This is a genomic window from Streptomyces sp. CRN 30, assembly GCF_034105845.1.
Genome location: NZ_JAVRHI010000502.1, coordinates 1 through 14,923 on the forward strand (window position 1 = coordinate 1; position 14,923 = coordinate 14,923).

General features: G+C 69.3%; 19 protein-coding genes. 16 read left to right on the top strand and 3 right to left on the bottom strand.

Annotation, left to right across the window (positions count from 1 at the left end):
* The 12 genes from rpmD to truA form a co-directional block, all read left to right on the top strand.
* A partial coding sequence (rpmD, locus tag UW392_RS57025; RefSeq protein ID WP_320781605.1) for a 50S ribosomal protein L30 occupies positions 1-130 on the top strand: 130 nt, incomplete at its 5' end.
* Positions 131-132: 2 nt separating this feature from the next.
* Entirely contained in the window at positions 133-588 is a 456-nt protein-coding gene (gene rplO / locus UW392_RS57030) for a 50S ribosomal protein L15 (RefSeq protein WP_320783390.1), read from the top strand.
* Between the two features lie 235 nt (positions 589-823).
* On the top strand, positions 824-2,137 hold the full coding sequence (secY, locus tag UW392_RS57035; protein WP_320783391.1) for a preprotein translocase subunit SecY: 1,314 nt from the start codon (positions 824-826) through the stop codon (positions 2,135-2,137).
* On the top strand, positions 2,137-2,799 hold the full coding sequence (locus UW392_RS57040) for an adenylate kinase (protein ID WP_320783392.1): 663 nt from the start codon (positions 2,137-2,139) through the stop codon (positions 2,797-2,799). The genes secY and UW392_RS57040 overlap by 1 nt, the downstream gene beginning before the upstream one ends.
* A gap of 154 nt (positions 2,800-2,953) precedes the next feature.
* Positions 2,954-3,790, top strand: coding sequence for a type I methionyl aminopeptidase (map, locus tag UW392_RS57045; RefSeq protein WP_320783393.1), 837 nt, complete (start codon positions 2,954-2,956; stop codon positions 3,788-3,790).
* 203 nt (positions 3,791-3,993) lie between these two features.
* The gene (gene infA, locus UW392_RS57050; RefSeq protein ID WP_003948620.1) at positions 3,994-4,215 is read left to right on the top strand and encodes a translation initiation factor IF-1; all 222 of its coding nucleotides are present in this window, start codon (positions 3,994-3,996) and stop codon (positions 4,213-4,215) included.
* A gap of 61 nt (positions 4,216-4,276) precedes the next feature.
* On the top strand, positions 4,277-4,390 hold the full coding sequence (gene rpmJ, locus UW392_RS57055) for a 50S ribosomal protein L36 (RefSeq protein WP_003998809.1): 114 nt from the start codon (positions 4,277-4,279) through the stop codon (positions 4,388-4,390).
* A 189-nt stretch (positions 4,391-4,579) separates the two neighbouring features.
* The gene (gene rpsM, locus UW392_RS57060; protein WP_310764970.1) at positions 4,580-4,960 is read left to right on the top strand and encodes a 30S ribosomal protein S13; all 381 of its coding nucleotides are present in this window, start codon (positions 4,580-4,582) and stop codon (positions 4,958-4,960) included.
* Positions 4,961-5,024: 64 nt separating this feature from the next.
* Positions 5,025-5,429, top strand: coding sequence for a 30S ribosomal protein S11 (gene rpsK / locus UW392_RS57065; RefSeq protein ID WP_003956432.1), 405 nt, complete (start codon positions 5,025-5,027; stop codon positions 5,427-5,429).
* Positions 5,430-5,680: 251 nt separating this feature from the next.
* Entirely contained in the window at positions 5,681-6,703 is a 1,023-nt protein-coding gene (locus UW392_RS57070; RefSeq protein WP_003966937.1) for a DNA-directed RNA polymerase subunit alpha, read from the top strand.
* 179 nt (positions 6,704-6,882) lie between these two features.
* Positions 6,883-7,416, top strand: a complete 534-nt coding sequence (gene rplQ / locus UW392_RS57075) for a 50S ribosomal protein L17 (protein WP_320783394.1) — start codon at positions 6,883-6,885, stop codon at positions 7,414-7,416.
* 92 nt (positions 7,417-7,508) lie between these two features.
* Complete coding sequence (truA, locus tag UW392_RS57080; protein ID WP_320783395.1) at positions 7,509-8,378, top strand: tRNA pseudouridine(38-40) synthase TruA; 870 nt, start codon at positions 7,509-7,511, stop codon at positions 8,376-8,378.
* A 48-nt stretch (positions 8,379-8,426) separates the two neighbouring features.
* Here the strand turns inward: truA and UW392_RS57085 are convergent, their stop codons facing one another.
* A complete protein-coding gene (locus tag UW392_RS57085) occupies positions 8,427-9,311 on the bottom strand; it encodes a hypothetical protein (RefSeq protein ID WP_320783396.1) in 885 nt (294 codons plus the stop codon).
* Positions 9,312-9,721: 410 nt separating this feature from the next.
* On the opposite strand from UW392_RS57085, the gene rplM reads away from it, so the two are divergent.
* The 3 genes from rplM (at position 9,722) to glmM (ending at position 12,346) form a co-directional block, all read left to right on the top strand.
* On the top strand, positions 9,722-10,165 hold the full coding sequence (gene rplM / locus UW392_RS57090) for a 50S ribosomal protein L13 (protein ID WP_320783397.1): 444 nt from the start codon (positions 9,722-9,724) through the stop codon (positions 10,163-10,165).
* 42 nt (positions 10,166-10,207) lie between these two features.
* A complete protein-coding gene (gene rpsI, locus UW392_RS57095) occupies positions 10,208-10,723 on the top strand; it encodes a 30S ribosomal protein S9 (RefSeq protein ID WP_320783398.1) in 516 nt (171 codons plus the stop codon).
* 264 nt (positions 10,724-10,987) lie between these two features.
* Positions 10,988-12,346 (top strand): phosphoglucosamine mutase, encoded by a 1,359-nt coding sequence (gene glmM / locus UW392_RS57100; protein WP_320783399.1) that lies wholly within the window; start codon positions 10,988-10,990, stop codon positions 12,344-12,346.
* Between the two features lie 101 nt (positions 12,347-12,447).
* Here glmM and coaA read toward each other — a convergent pair whose 3' ends face one another.
* Complete coding sequence (gene coaA, locus UW392_RS57105) at positions 12,448-13,437, bottom strand: type I pantothenate kinase (RefSeq protein ID WP_320783400.1); 990 nt, start codon at positions 13,435-13,437, stop codon at positions 12,448-12,450.
* A gap of 194 nt (positions 13,438-13,631) precedes the next feature.
* Between coaA and UW392_RS57110 the strand changes: the two genes are divergently transcribed.
* The gene (locus UW392_RS57110; RefSeq protein WP_320783401.1) at positions 13,632-13,871 is read left to right on the top strand and encodes a hypothetical protein; all 240 of its coding nucleotides are present in this window, start codon (positions 13,632-13,634) and stop codon (positions 13,869-13,871) included.
* Positions 13,872-13,874: 3 nt separating this feature from the next.
* Here UW392_RS57110 and UW392_RS57115 read toward each other — a convergent pair.
* Positions 13,875-14,923, bottom strand: a 1,049-nt coding sequence (locus tag UW392_RS57115) for an NAD(P)H-hydrate dehydratase (protein WP_320783402.1), incomplete at its 5' end; no start/stop codon positions are given.

Sequence of the window (14,923 nt, forward strand, 5' to 3'; positions counted from 1 at the left end):
CCACCGTGACACCCTGCGCTCCCTTGGTCTCAAGGGCATCAACACGCAGGTCGTCAAGGAGGACCGCCCCGAGTTCCGCGGCATGGTGCACACCGTCCGCCACCTCGTGACGGTCGAGGAGGTCGACTGATCATGGCGGAGCAGAACCCGCTCAAGATCCACAACCTCCGTCCCGCCCCGGGCGCCAAGACCGCCAAGACCCGTGTCGGTCGTGGTGAGGCGTCGAAGGGTAAGACGGCCGGTCGTGGTACCAAGGGCACGAAGGCCCGTTACCAGGTTCCGGAGCGCTTCGAGGGTGGCCAGATGCCCCTCCACATGCGTCTCCCGAAGCTGAAGGGCTTCAAGAACCCGTTCAAGACCGAGTTCCAGGTCGTCAACCTGGACAAGCTCTCCGCCCTCTACCCCGAGGGTGGCGAGGTCACGGTCGCGGACCTGGTCGCCAAGGGTGCCGTTCGGAAGAACAGCCTCGTCAAGGTGCTCGGCCAGGGCGAGATCTCCGTGGCGCTGCAGGTGACGGTCGACGCCGTCTCCGGCTCGGCCAAGGAGAAGATCACCGCCGCCGGCGGTACCGTCACCGAGCTCGTCTGACTCCATCGGACGTCTCGATGACCTGAACGATCCCGACCGGGGATACCCCACAAATGGGGTATCCCCGGTTGGTCGTTCCTAGGGCGGCAGTCCCGCCGGTAAGGTGGCCTGCACTGCCCTCTTTCACAGGGCGCTCCACCCGGAGCACCCGGCGCGGCAGTTGGCCGTTACCTAATTGTCGAACCTCAGACCGTCACCCTTGACGCACTGAAGCGCGGGGGTCGCAGGAGGCACCGTGCTCACCGCGTTCGCCCGGGCGTTCAAGACGCCCGACCTGCGCAAGAAGCTGCTCTTCACGCTCGGCATTATCGTGATCTACCGGATCGGCACACACGTCCCGATCCCCGGCGTCGACTACAAGAGCGTCCAGTTCTGTATCGACCAGGCAAACGCCAACCAAGGCCTGTTCGGTCTTGTCAATATGTTCAGCGGTGGCGCGCTGCTCCAGATCACGATCTTCGCGCTCGGCATCATGCCGTACATCACGGCGAGCATCATTCTGCAGCTGCTGACCGTGGTGATCCCCCGACTGGAAGCCCTCAAGAAGGAGGGACAGTCCGGCACGGCCAAGATCACGCAGTACACGCGTTATCTGACGGTCGCGCTGGCGGTCCTCCAGGGCACCGGCCTCGTGGCCACCGCCCGCAGCGGCTCGCTCTTCTCCGGCTGCACCCTCGCCGGCTCCATCGTCCCCGACCCCTCGATCTTCGTGACGATCACGATGGTCATCACGATGACCGCCGGTACGGCCCTCGTCATGTGGCTCGGTGAGCTCATCACCGACCGCGGCATCGGCAACGGCATGTCCATCCTGATGTTCATCTCGATCGCCGCCACCTTCCCGTCCTCCCTGTGGGCCATCAAGAAGCAGGGTGACCTCGCGGGTGGCTGGATCGAGTTCGGCACCGTCATCGCGGTCGGCCTGGTCATGGTCGCGCTCGTGGTCTTCGTCGAGCAGGCCCAGCGCCGCATCCCGGTGCAGTACGCGAAGCGCATGATCGGCCGTCGCTCCTACGGCGGTACCTCGACGTACATCCCCCTCAAGGTGAACCAGGCGGGCGTGATCCCCGTCATCTTCGCCTCGTCGCTGCTCTACATTCCGGCCCTGATCGTGCAGTTCTCCAACTCCACCTCGGGCTGGGCCGCCTGGATCCAGAGAAATCTGGCGGACACCGCGGCGCCCGTGCACATCACCATCTACTTCTTCCTCATCGTTTTCTTCGCGTTCTTCTACGTGGCCATCTCGTTCAACCCCGAGGAAGTCGCGGACAACATGAAGAAGTATGGTGGCTTCATCCCGGGCATCCGGGCTGGCCGACCGACCGCTGAGTACCTCTCCTACGTGCTCAACCGGATCACCTGGCCGGGCTCGCTGTATCTGGGCCTGATCGCTCTCGTGCCGACAATGGCGTTGGCTGGTTTCGGGGCAAACCAGAACTTCCCGTTCGGCGGAACCAGCATCCTGATCATCGTGGGTGTGGGTCTGGAAACGGTGAAGCAGATCGAGAGCCAGCTCCAGCAGCGCAATTACGAAGGGTTCCTCCGCTGATGCGAATCGTCCTCGTCGGGCCGCCGGGTGCCGGCAAGGGAACTCAGGCCGCGTTCCTTGCCAAGAACCTGTCGATCCCGCACATCTCCACGGGCGACCTGTTCCGCGCCAACATCAGCCGGCAGACGGAGCTCGGGAAGCTCGCGAAGTCCTACATGGACGCGGGCAACCTGGTCCCGGACGAGGTCACCATCGCGATGGCCAAGGACCGGATGGAGCAGAAGGACGCGCTGAACGGCTTCCTGCTCGACGGGTTCCCGCGGAACGTCTCGCAGGCCGAGGCGCTGGACGAGATGCTGAAGACCGAGGGCCTGAAGCTGGACGCCGTGCTGGACCTGGAGGTCCCCGACGAGGAGGTCGTCAAGCGGATCGCGGGCCGCCGCATCTGCCGCAACGACTCCGCACACGTGTACCACGTGACGTACAAGGCGCCGCGGCAGGAGGGCGTCTGCGACGAGTGCGGCGGTGAGCTGTACCAGCGCGACGACGACGCCGAGGACACCGTCCGCAAGCGGCTGGACGTCTACCACACGCAGACCGAGCCGATCATCGACTACTACAAGGGCCAGGACCTGGTGGTCACGATCTCGGCGCTCGGCAAGGTGGACGAGATCACCCAGCGGGCGATGGAAGCGCTGAAGCGCGGGGTCGACGACAAGTAAGCAGTGCCGTGCCGGCCGCGGTCCCCGACAGGGGGCCGCGGCCGACGCGTGGGCGGATCCGTGGCCGTGGGCCCGCGCCCTTATCGTTGATGGTGTCCGTACACTTCCCGGTCCAGAACCGTCCAGGGGACCGTCCAGAAAGGCCGTTGCCGTCATGGTGCAGATCAAGACCCCGGAGCAGATCGCGAAGATGCGCGAGGCGGGGCTTGTCGTCGCCGCCATCCACGCGGCCACCCGTGAGGCGGCGGTTCCGGGCGCCACCACCAGGGACCTCGACCAGGTGGCGCGCAAGGTGCTCGAGGAGCACGGCGCCAAGTCGAACTTCCTGGGGTACGGCGGCTTCCCGGCGACGATCTGCACCTCGAAGAACGAGGTCGTGGTGCACGGCATCCCGGACGACAGGACCGTCCTGGAGGACGGCGACATCATCTCCATCGACTGCGGTGCGATCGTCGACGGCTGGCACGGCGACGCGGCCTACACGGCCTTCGTGGGGTCCGGCCACGCCCCGGAGCTGATCGAGCTCTCCCGGGTGACCGAGGAGTCGATGTGGGCGGGCATCGCGGCGATGAAGCAGGGCAACCGGCTCGTCGACATCTCCCGCGCGATCGAGACGTACATCCGCCGCCAGCCCAAGCCGGGCGGCGGCAAGTACGGCATCGTCCAGGACTACGGCGGCCACGGCATCGGCACCGAGATGCACATGGACCCGCACCTGCTCAACTACGTGGAGCGCCGCCGAGGCAAGGGCCCCAAGCTGGTCCCCGGCTTCTGCCTGGCCATCGAGCCCATGGTCTCCCTCGGCACCCCGAAGACCCAGGTACTCGAGGACGACTGGACCGTGGTCACGACCGACGGCACCTGGTCCTCGCACTGGGAGCACTCGGTGGCGCTGACGGAGGAGGGCCCGCTGGTGCTGACGGCGCCGGACGGGGGGAAGGCGAAGCTGGCGGAGTACGGGGTGACGGCGGCGCCGGATCCGTTGGCCTGAGGCGCGGGCGCCCAGGGACACTGCTGCGAAGAGCGGTCGCCCGATCGCGGGTGGTCGCTTAATGATCTAGCGCAGTGGGCAGTCTTACCCGATTCGTGTTTCTGGGAGCGCTGACGTAGACTGACTCGTCGGCTCTTGTGCACCCGCATGTCCTCATGCGCTCGTGCAAGGTCGATCAAGGTAGTCGATTCGAAGGGCGAAGCGTGGCCAAGAAGCAAGGTGCCATCGAGATCGAGGGCACTGTCGTCGAGTCTCTTCCGAACGCCATGTTCAAGGTCGAGCTCCAGAACGGCCACCAGGTCCTGGCACACATCAGCGGCAAGATGCGTATGCACTACATCCGCATCCTCCCTGACGACCGGGTCGTGGTGGAGCTCTCTCCGTACGACCTGACGCGTGGCCGGATCGTCTACCGCTACAAGTAGATCTTGCCCACGTCCCGCCCCGTGCGGGACCGCCGGCAACTGACCCGGAGAACCTCACCCCATGAAGGTCAAGCCGAGCGTCAAGAAGATCTGCGACAAGTGCAGGGTGATCCGCCGTCACGGCCGGGTCATGGTCATCTGCGAGAACCCGCGCCACAAGCAGCGCCAGGGCTGACGCACGACCGCACCCTCTGCATCCGCAGAACTCGCGCGACGCAAGCTGAATATGTTCATACGCAGGACCCGGACCGCCACCGTGCGGTCCGACACCCCCGGTCGGAGGCCGGGGACCCAGTTCGTACCTCGTACGGCGGCTGGGAGTCGGTACTGCGGAAGACCTCCGAAAAACAACTGGAGCCATTGAATGGCACGCGTTTCCGGTGTTGACATCCCGCGCGAAAAGCGCGTGGAGATCGCCCTCACCTACGTGTTCGGCATCGGCCGGACCCTCTCCCAGGAGACGCTGGCTGCGACCGGCGTCGACCCGAACACCCGCGTTCGCGACCTCTCCGAGGAGCAGCTCGTCGCGATCCGCGAGTACGTGGACAACAACATCAAGACCGAGGGTGACCTCCGTCGCGAGATCCAGGCCGACATCCGCCGCAAGGTCGAGATCGGCACCTACCAGGGTCTGCGTCACCGCCGCGGCCTGCCCGTCCGCGGTCAGCGCACCAGCACGAACGCCCGTACCCGCAAGGGCCCGCGTCGCGCCATCGCCGGCAAGAAGAAGCCGGGCAAGAAGTAGTCCGCAGCGGACACCTGTCCACGGTCTTCGCTGTAGGACCGACCACCTCCCGTAGGAGTAATAGATGCCCCCCAAGGGTCGTCAGGGCGCTGCCAAGAAGGTGCGCCGCAAGGAAAAGAAGAACGTCGCTCACGGCCACGCGCACATCAAGAGCACGTTCAACAACACGATCGTCTCGATCACGGACCCGTCCGGCAACGTGATCTCCTGGGCCTCCGCCGGCCACGTCGGCTTCAAGGGCTCGCGCAAGTCCACCCCCTTCGCCGCGCAGATGGCCGCCGAGTCGGCCGCCCGCCGCGCGCAGGAGCACGGCATGCGCAAGGTCGACGTCTTCGTGAAGGGTCCGGGCTCGGGCCGCGAGACGGCCATCCGTTCGCTGCAGGCGACCGGTCTCGAGGTCGGCTCCATCCAGGACGTCACCCCCACCCCGCACAACGGCTGCCGTCCGCCGAAGCGCCGCCGCGTCTGACGCACTGCTGAGGACGGACCGGCCTCCGGCTGGGGGTGTGGGGGTCGTCCCCCACATGCCGCAGTACGGCTGCCGTCCGCCGAAGCGCCGCCGCGTCTGACGCACGGCCGTAAGGTCTCGAGGTTTTCGGGCGGTACGACCCCTTCTCGGGGGCCGTATCGCCCGTACCCTTGCAGTACCCGCACCCTTCCGGTGCGGTTTGGTCGGGTGTCAAATAGCGGGCGCCCACGACTGAAGGAACTGATCCACACATGCTGATCGCTCAGCGTCCCTCGTTGACCGAAGAGGTCGTCGACGAGTTCCGCTCCCGGTTCGTGATCGAGCCGCTGGAGCCGGGCTTCGGTTACACCCTCGGCAACTCCCTCCGCCGTACGCTCCTCTCCTCGATCCCGGGTGCGGCGGTCACGTCCATCCGCATCGACGGCGTCCTGCACGAGTTCACCACCGTGCCGGGTGTCAAGGAGGACGTCACCGACCTGATCCTCAACATCAAGCAGCTGGTCGTCTCCTCGGAGCACGACGAGCCGGTCGTGATGTACCTGCGCAAGCAGGGCCCGGGTCTGGTCACCGCCGCCGACATCGCGCCCCCGGCCGGTGTCGAGGTGCACAACCCCGACCTCGTCCTCGCCACGCTCAACGGCAAGGGCAAGCTGGAGATGGAGCTGACCGTCGAGCGCGGTCGCGGCTACGTCTCCGCCGTGCAGAACAAGCAGGTGGGCCAGGAGATCGGCCGCATCCCGGTCGACTCCATCTACTCGCCGGTGCTCAAGGTCACGTACAAGGTCGAGGCCACGCGTGTCGAGCAGCGCACCGACTTCGACAAGCTGATCGTCGACGTCGAGACCAAGCAGGCGATGCGTCCGCGTGACGCCATGGCCTCCGCGGGCAAGACGCTGGTCGAGCTGTTCGGTCTCGCCCGCGAGCTGAACATCGACGCCGAGGGCATCGACATGGGTCCGTCCCCGACGGACGCCGCGCTCGCCGCCGATCTGGCGTTGCCGATCGAGGAGCTCGAGCTCACCGTTCGGTCCTACAACTGCCTCAAGCGTGAGGGCATCCACTCCGTGGGTGAGCTCGTGGCGCGTTCCGAGGCCGACCTGCTCGACATCCGCAACTTCGGTGCGAAGTCGATCGACGAGGTCAAGGCGAAGCTGGCGGGCATGGGCCTGGCGCTCAAGGACTCGCCTCCCGGGTTCGACCCGACCGCCGCCGCCGACGCCTTCGGCGCGGACGACGACGCGGACGCCGGGTTCGTGGAGACCGAGCAGTACTGAGCTCTCCGCGAGGAGTGTTCTTGACTGCGGGCCCGCTGTGGCTGGTCGCGCAGTTCCCCGCGCCCCTGACGGGGCGCGGGCCCTCCGGGACGCGTCCCGGATCTCCGACAGGCGACCGCCTGCTCGGATACTGACCTCGGTACCTGATACGGCCGGGGCAGACACCTAGGAGAGACACCATGCCGAAGCCCACCAAGGGTGCCCGTCTGGGCGGCAGCGCCGCGCACGAGAAGCTGCTCCTCGCGAACCTCGCGAAGGCGCTCTTCGAGCACGGCAAGATCACGACCACCGAGGCGAAGGCCCGCCGTCTGCGGCCCTACGCCGAGCGTCTGGTCACCAAGGCGAAGAAGGGCGACCTTCACAACCGCCGTCAGGTGCTCCAGGTCATCACGGACAAGAGCATCGTCCACACGCTCTTCACCGAGATCGGCCCGCGCTACGAGAACCGCCCGGGTGGCTACACCCGTATCACCAAGATCGGTAACCGCCGTGGCGACAACGCGCCCATGGCCGTCATCGAGCTGGTCGAGGCCCTGACCGTGGCCCAGGAGGCCACCGGTGAGGCCGAGGCGGCCACCAAGCGTGCCGTCAAGGAAGACACCCTCAAGAAGGACGAGGCCGTCGAGGCCAAGTCCGACGAGGCCGCCGAGGACACCAAGGCGGACGAGGCTCCGGCCGAGGCCGAGGAGTCCAAGGACGCCAAGGACGCCTGAGGCGCTGCCTGACGTCGAACAGCGGGTCCGTCCTTCGGGGCGGACCCGCTTTCACGTTCTCGAGAGAAACCCGGGCCTGAGAGGATCCAGGAGTGAGCGACGAAGTACAGCCCGGGTTCGTACGGGTACGGATGGACCTTTCCTACGACGGCACCCAGTTCTCCGGGTGGGCCAAGCAGGCCGGCGGCCGGCGGACCGTCCAGGGGGAGATCGAGGACGCCCTGCGGACCGTGACGCGGACCCGGGACACCACGTACGAGCTGACCGTGGCCGGGCGGACCGACGCCGGCGTGCACGCGCGCGGGCAGGTGGCCCACGTGGACTTGCCCGGGGAGCTGTGGGAGGGGCACCGGGAGAAGCTGCTCAAGCGGCTCGCCGGGCGGCTGCCGAAGGACGTGCGGATCTGGTCCCTCACCGAGGCGCCCGCGGGCTTCGACGCGCGGTTCTCGGCGATCTGGCGCCGGTACGCCTACCGGGTGACCGACCACCCCGGCGGCGTCGACCCGCTGCTGCGCCACCACGTCCTCTGGCACGACTGGCCGCTCGACGTGGACGCCATGAACGAGGCGGCCCGGGAGCTGCTCGGGGAGCACGACTTCGCCGCCTACTGCAAGAAGCGGGAGGGGGCGACGACGATCCGTACGCTGCAGCGGCTGAGCCTGGTGCGCGGCGAGGACGGGATCATCACCGCGACCGTCCGCGCCGACGCCTTCTGCCACAACATGGTGCGCTCGCTCATCGGGGCGCTGCTGTTCGTCGGCGACGGGCACCGGCCGCCCGACTGGCCGGGCAAGGTGCTGGCCGCCGGGGTGCGGGACTCCGCCGTGCACGTCGTACGGCCGCACGGGCTGACCCTGGAGGAGGTCGGCTACCCGGCCGACGAGCTGCTGGCCGCGCGGAACAAGGAGGCGCGGAACCGGCGGAGCCTGCCGGGGGCGGCGACGGGCGCGTGGTGCTGCTGAGGGACCGGCGGGGGCGGCCGGGGCCAGGGGCCGCGGCCGGTGCGGTCCCTACTCGTTCGCCGCGGCCGAGGCCTGGGCCTCGCCCCGGCGGCGGATCTGCCGGAAGGCGAACTCCTGCAGGTCGTCACCGACGGTGAAGACCTCGGTGTCCTTCTCCGTCACGTTCCTGCCGTCGGTGAAGCCGGCGTTGGTGAAGTACGCGTAGCGGCCGTACGAGTTCGTCGTCGTACGGCAGATGGTCGTGCGGCAGAACGTGGGGACGCCCTCGCCGGGCAGTGAGGTGACGACGCTGTTCCGGTCGGCCGCGGCGGCCTGCCGGGCCTTGGTGGCCTGTGCCTCGGTGTCGAACAGGGCGACCCCGACCGTGACGGCGATGCCGTCCTTGCTGTACGTGACACGCATCACGCGGGTGCAGTCGTTGGCGGTCAGCGCCTGGACCATGGGGCCCTGGGCGACCGAGGCGCACTCGGTCGTGGATGCCGTGGCGCCCTTCTGGTAGACCGTGTCGCCCATGGTCAGCCGGGTGCCCGGGAAGAGGCTCTCGGCGCTGATCGGCGCGGTGTCCTTGTCGGCGCTGGTGACGAAGTCCTTCGGGTCCAGCGGGGGCGGGGCCGAGGTCGGGGCGAAGGACGGCTCGGCCCCGTCGCTCGCGCTCGGGACGTCCGTGCCGGCCGGCAGGCCGCCGGTGGGTCTGTTGGAGGCCTCGGCGTCGCCGTTGGCGCTGACCACGGCCACGGCGACGGCGGCGCCCACCGCGAGCGTGGCGAGGGCGCCACCGCCGATCATCAGCAGGCGGCGGCGCTTGTTGCGGGACTCGGACGCCTCGGCGAGCGCCGCCCAGTCAGGGGTCGCGCCGCCCTGGGCGGACCACTGCTGCTGCTGGGAACCCGGTTTCCAGGGGTCCCACTGGGGCTCCCCTTGCCCAAAACTCATGTGCCGATTTTAAGCGTGCGCCAGGGCCTGTTGTCCGGTCGCGCAGGACACTTGAGCCCCTGCCGTTACCTGTAGGGGGCCGCAAAGGCCACAAGGCGTGACCTCTGAGGACGTTACGGACGGTGTGGATCGCGTCGCCCGACGTGCTCGCCGGGGCGGGGCGGATGACCGGGACCGGTCCGTGGCGCGGGCGCCGTTTTGACCCGTCCGGGGCGGCACGGCTATTCTGCTTGTTCGTTGTGTGTATTGGCTTGCTCATTCTCACGTGAGGGGCCCTTACACCGGTCCGCCGGGCCGATGACCAGCGACCCGCACACGGTATGCGTCACCGCTGTGGGGTCAGGGCTGTCGTGATCGTCTTTGGGGGACCTTTGTCTGGAACCTCACTGAAGAAGCGAAGGCTACGAACCGTGCGTACGTACAGCCCCAAGCCCGGCGATGTGACGCGTCAGTGGCACGTCATCGACGCTCAGGACATCGTCCTGGGACGTCTGGCCACCACTGCCGCCTCCCTGCTGCGTGGCAAGCACAAGCCCATCTACGCGCCGCACGTCGACACCGGTGACTTCGTCATCGTCATCAACGCCGACAAGGTGCACCTGTCCGGCAACAAGCGGACCCAGAAGATGGCGTACCGCCACTCGGGTTACCCGGGTGGTCTGCGCTCCGTCCGCTACGACGAGCTGCTGGCGAAGAACCCGGAGAAGGCCGTGGAGAAGGCCGTCAAGGGCATGCTTCCCAAGAACAGCCTCGGCCGTCAGATGCTCTCGAAGCTGAAGGTCTACTCGGGCGACCAGCACCCGCACACTGCCCAGCAGCCGGTGCCGTTCGAGATCACCCAGGTCGCGCAGTAAGTCCGGCCACCCCCAAAAGCTGAAAGAGATCTGAGGAGAATCGTGGCCGAGACCACCGCCGAGCAGCCGGTCGACGAGACCGTCGACATCGACAGCTACACCACCGAGACCGAGGTGCCCCTCGAGGGCGAGTACACCTCCGAGTCCCTCGCCTCCCGCTTCGGCGAGCCGCAGCCGGCCGCCGGCCTGGGCCGCCGCAAGAACGCCATCGCCCGCGTCCGGATCGTTCCGGGCACCGGCAAGTGGAAGATCAACGGCCGCACCCTCGAGGACTACTTCCCGAACAAGGTGCACCAGCAGGAGGTCAACGAGCCCTTCAAGGTGCTCGAGCTCGAGGGCCGCTACGACGTCATCGCCCGCATCGCGGGTGGCGGCGTCTCCGGCCAGGCCGGTGCCCTCCGTCTGGGCGTCGCCCGCGCCCTGAACGAGGCCGACGTCGACAACAACCGTGGCGCCCTCAAGAAGGCCGGCTTCCTCCGCCGCGACGACCGTGCGGTCGAGCGCAAGAAGGCCGGTCTCAAGAAGGCCCGCAAGGCTCCGCAGTACAGCAAGCGCTAAACGCGCCCGCTGCGCCGCGCGCAGTGTCCATCGCCCCGGCGGCACATCGGTGCCGCCGGGGCGGTGTGTTTCCGGGGGATGTTCCCTTACCCCAGGCTTATGCGCAGGTTGATTCAAGGGAAACACCGGCTTACGGCACAACCGCGAGCGGGTGAAGTGAGTCGGACAGGCTGGAAACAGGCCCAGGGCATGTACGTGGCCCGGGCGGCGCCTGGACACTCGGCATGGGCCGCACAACGCAAAGCAAGTTCGGAGGACACCACAGTGGGACGACTCTTCGGCACGGACGGCGTGCGCGGTGTCGCCAACGCGGATCTGACGGCCGAGATGGCCCTCGGACTGTCCGTGGCGGCGGCGCACGTACTCGCCGAGGCGGGTACCTTCGCGGGCCACAAGCCGGTGGCGGTGGTCGGACGGGATCCGCGCGCGTCCGGGGAGTTCCTGGAGGCCGCCGTGGTGGCGGGCCTCGCCAGTGCGGGCGTGGACGTCCTCACCGTCGGTGTGCTGCCCACCCCGGCGGTCGCGTACCTCACCGGCGAGCTCGGCGCGGACCTCGGCGTGATGCTCTCCGCCAGCCACAACGCCATGCCCGACAACGGCATCAAGTTCTTCGCCCGCGGCGGCCACAAGCTCGCCGACGAGCTCGAGGACCGGATCGAGTCCGTGTACGAGGAGCACCGCACCGGGGCCCCCTGGGACCGGCCCACGGGCGCGGGCGTGGGGCGCGTCAAGGCGTACGGCGAGGGCTTCGACCGTTACGTCGAGCACCTGACCGGGGTGCTCCCGCACCGCCTCGACGGGCTGAAGGTCGTGCTCGACGAGGCGCACGGCGCGGCCGCCCGGGTCTCGCCCGAGGCCTTCAAGCGGGCGGGCGCCGAGATCGTGACCATCGGCGCCGAGCCCGACGGCCTCAACATCAACGACGGCTGCGGCTCCACCCACCTGGACAAGCTGCGCGCCGCCGTGGTCGAGCACGGCGCGGACCTCGGCATCGCGCACGACGGCGACGCCGACCGCTGCCTCGCCGTGGACCACGAGGGCACCGAGATCGACGGGGACCAGATCCTCGCCGTGCTCGCGCTGGCGATGCGGGAGCGGGGCGCCCTGCGCTCGGACACCGTCGTCGCCACCGTCATGTCCAACCTGGGCTTCAAGCTGGCCATGGAGCGGGAGCGGATCGCGTTCGTCCCCACCGGGGTCGGGGACCGGTACGTGCTGGAGGAGATGAAGAAGCACGGCTACGCCCTCGGCGGCGAGCAGTCCGGGCACGTGATCATCCTGGACCACGCCACCACCGGCGACGGCACGCTCACCGGCCTGATGCTGGCGGCCCGGGTCGCCGAGTCGGGCCGTACCCTCAAGGACCTCGCGTCGGTGATGGAGCGGCTGCCGCAGGTGCTGGTCAACGTGCGGGACGTCGACAAGTCGCGGGTGCGCACGTCCGCGGAGCTGACCGCCGCCGTGGCCGAGGCCGAGCGGGAGCTCGGGGCCACCGGACGGGTGCTGCTGCGTCCCTCCGGCACCGAGCCGCTCGTGCGGGTCATGGTCGAGGCCGCGGACCTGGAGCAGGCGCGGTCGGTGGCGGGGCGGCTGGCGGACGTGGTGAAGTCGGCGCTCGGCTAGTCCGGCGGTACGTCGGTACGTAGGTACGTCGTCGCGCAGGCCCGGCCGGGAAGTGACCCGGCCGGGTCTGCTGCGGGCGTTCGTGGGCAGAGGCCGTCGAGTCAGAGTTTGCGCAGGCTGAGCCGCTGCACCTTGTGGTCGGGGCCCTTGCGCAGGATGAGGCCGGCGCGGCCGCGTGTCGGGGCCACGTTCTCGACCAGGTTCACCTTGTTGATGGTGCGCCAGGTGGTGGCGGCGTACTCCAGGGCCTCCTCCTCCGAGACCTGGGTGTACTTGCGGAAGTACGACGACGGGTCCTGGAAGGCGGTCTCGCGCAGCTTGCGGAACCGGTTGAGGTACCAGCGCTCGATGTCCTCGGGGCGGGCGTCGACGTACACACTGAAGTCGAAGTAGTCGGCGAGGCCCACGCGGGTGCGGCCGTCCTTGCCGGGCAGGGCGGGCTGGAGGACGTTGAGGCCCTCGACGATGAGGATGTCGGGGCGGCGGACCGTGAGCCTGCGGTCGGGGACGATGTCGTAGATGAGGTGGGAGTAGACGGGGGCCGTCACCTCCGGCTTGCCCGCCTTGATGTCGGCGACGAAACGGGTCAGCGCACGGCGGTCGTACGACTCGGGGAACCCCTTCCGCGCCATCAGGCCGCGCTCCCGGAGCTCCTTCATCGGCAGCAGGAACCCGTCCGTGGTGACCAGTTCGACGCGCGGGTGTTCGGGCCAGCGGGCGAGCAGGGCCTGTAGCAGACGGGCGACCGTGGACTTGCCGACGGCGACCGAACCGGCGACGCCTATGACGTACGGGGTGCCGGACTGGGAACCCCGTTCGCCGAGGAAGGTGTTCAGGGCGCCCCGGAGTCCGTTGGCGGCGCCCACGTAGAGGTTGAGCAGACGGGAGAGCGGCAGGTAGATGTCGCGTACCTCGTCGAGGTCGATGACGTCGCCCAGGCCGCGCAGTTTCTCCACCTCCTCCGCGGTGAGGGGGAGGGGCGTCTTGTCGCGCAGGGCGCTCCACTCGGAACGGGAGAGGTCGACGTAGGGAGTCGCCTCCGGCCTGGGCCGGTGGGCGCTCCGCGGCAACGAGGAGACCGGTGAGTTCACGCTCCATTGTTACGGGCGTGCGAACGCGGTCGCGGGGTGGGATCGATCACGGGGCGGGCCGGTGTGTCCCGGATGCGCCCTGTGTCCGGTGTGATCTGTGGATGAGATGTGGACCCGCCGGGGAGGTGGGGATACGGTCCGGACCGAAACGCGAAACGGAAGCGCACGGTCTTCCGGAAGTCCGGGAGGCTTGGATGAGCATGGCCCTGCGCATACGCGATGCCGTACGGCGAAGAAGGGCCGGGCGCGTCGACCCCGACCTGGTGGGGCGCGTGCACAGCGAACTGGCGCTGGACCTGCCGGACGAGGACCTGTTCGAGGACCTCGAGGACTGCCTCGCCCTGTACCGGACGGGCAGCAAGCCACGGTGCGAGGAGATCGAGTACCTGGAGATGGTGCGGGAGGCCGCGGAGCGGATCGAGCGGGGGCGCTGAGCGTCAGGACCTGGTGCCGGTGATGTCGCGCCAGGCCGCCGGGACCGCCTCCGCCACGTCGTGGGCGCCCGCGGGTGCGCCGTCGGCGGCGTAGCGGCCCGCGAGGCCGTGCAGGTACGCGGCCACGCCCGCGGCGTCCGGGGCGGTGAGCCCGGCGGCCAGCAGCGAGCCGGCGAGCCCCGACAGGACGTCGCCGCTGCCCGCGGTGGCCAGCCACGGGGTACCGGTCGGGTTGACGCGGACCGGACCGCCGTCGGGCCCGGCGATCAGCGTGGTGGAGCCCTTGAGGAGGACGGTGGCGCGGTAGCGGCGGGCCAGCTCGCGCACCGCCGACAGGCGCGCCCCCTCGACCTCCTCGCGCGCCCTGCCGAGCAGCGCAGCGGCCTCGCCCGCGTGCGGGGTCATCAGCGTGGGAGCGGTTCGGGCGCGTACGGCGTCCCGGTCGGCGAGGCGCAGCCCGTCCGCGTCCAGGAGCACGGGCACCTCGGTGGCGAGGACCTCGGCCACGGGTCCCGCGTCGTCCCCGGCGCCCGGGCCCACGACCCAGGCCTGGACCCGGCCGGCCCGCTTCGGCCCCTGGTCCGACACGAGGGTCTCGGGGAAGCGGGCGATCACCGCCTCCCCGGCCGGGCCCGCGTACCGTACGGCCCCCGCGCCGCCGCGCAGCGCGCCCCACACGGCGAGGACGGCCGCGCCGGGGTAGCGGGCGGACCCGGCGGCGACACCCACGACACCCCGGCGGTACTTGTCGCTCTCGGCGCCCGGGCGGGGCAGCAGCGCGGCCACGTCCGTGTGCTGCAGCGCTTCGAGAGCGGGCTCGGCGGGCAGGGCGAGCCCGATGTCGACGAGGCGTACGGAACCGGCGTACTCGCGGGCCGGGTCGACGAGCAGGCCCGGCTTGTGCGCGCCGAAGGTGACGGTCAGGTCGGCGCGGACGGCCGGGCCGCGTACCTCGCCGGTGTCGGGTTCGATGCCGCTGGGCAGGTCCACGGCGACGACGGCCGCGCGGGCAGCGGCGGCCCGCGCGGCCAGCGGGGCCGCGTCGGGGCGCA

What these genes read in the sequence shown, in the direction of transcription:
- rplO (WP_320783390.1), top strand. Translation starts at nt 133, where the DNA reads ATGGCGGAGCAGAACCCGCTCAAGATCCACAACCTCCGTCCCGCCCCG.
- UW392_RS57040 (WP_320783392.1), top strand. Translation starts at nt 2,137, where the DNA reads ATGCGAATCGTCCTCGTCGGGCCGCCGGGTGCCGGCAAGGGAACTCAG.
- map (WP_320783393.1), top strand. Translation starts at nt 2,954, where the DNA reads ATGGTGCAGATCAAGACCCCGGAGCAGATCGCGAAGATGCGCGAGGCG.
- rpmJ (WP_003998809.1), top strand. Translation starts at nt 4,277, where the DNA reads ATGAAGGTCAAGCCGAGCGTCAAGAAGATCTGCGACAAGTGCAGGGTG.
- rpsM (WP_310764970.1), top strand. Translation starts at nt 4,580, where the DNA reads ATGGCACGCGTTTCCGGTGTTGACATCCCGCGCGAAAAGCGCGTGGAG.
- rpsK (WP_003956432.1), top strand. Translation starts at nt 5,025, where the DNA reads ATGCCCCCCAAGGGTCGTCAGGGCGCTGCCAAGAAGGTGCGCCGCAAG.
- UW392_RS57070 (WP_003966937.1), top strand. Translation starts at nt 5,681, where the DNA reads ATGCTGATCGCTCAGCGTCCCTCGTTGACCGAAGAGGTCGTCGACGAG.
- rplQ (WP_320783394.1), top strand. Translation starts at nt 6,883, where the DNA reads ATGCCGAAGCCCACCAAGGGTGCCCGTCTGGGCGGCAGCGCCGCGCAC.
- UW392_RS57085 (WP_320783396.1), bottom strand. Translation starts at nt 9,311, where the DNA reads ATGAGTTTTGGGCAAGGGGAGCCCCAGTGGGACCCCTGGAAACCGGGT.
- UW392_RS57110 (WP_320783401.1), top strand. Translation starts at nt 13,632, where the DNA reads ATGAGCATGGCCCTGCGCATACGCGATGCCGTACGGCGAAGAAGGGCC.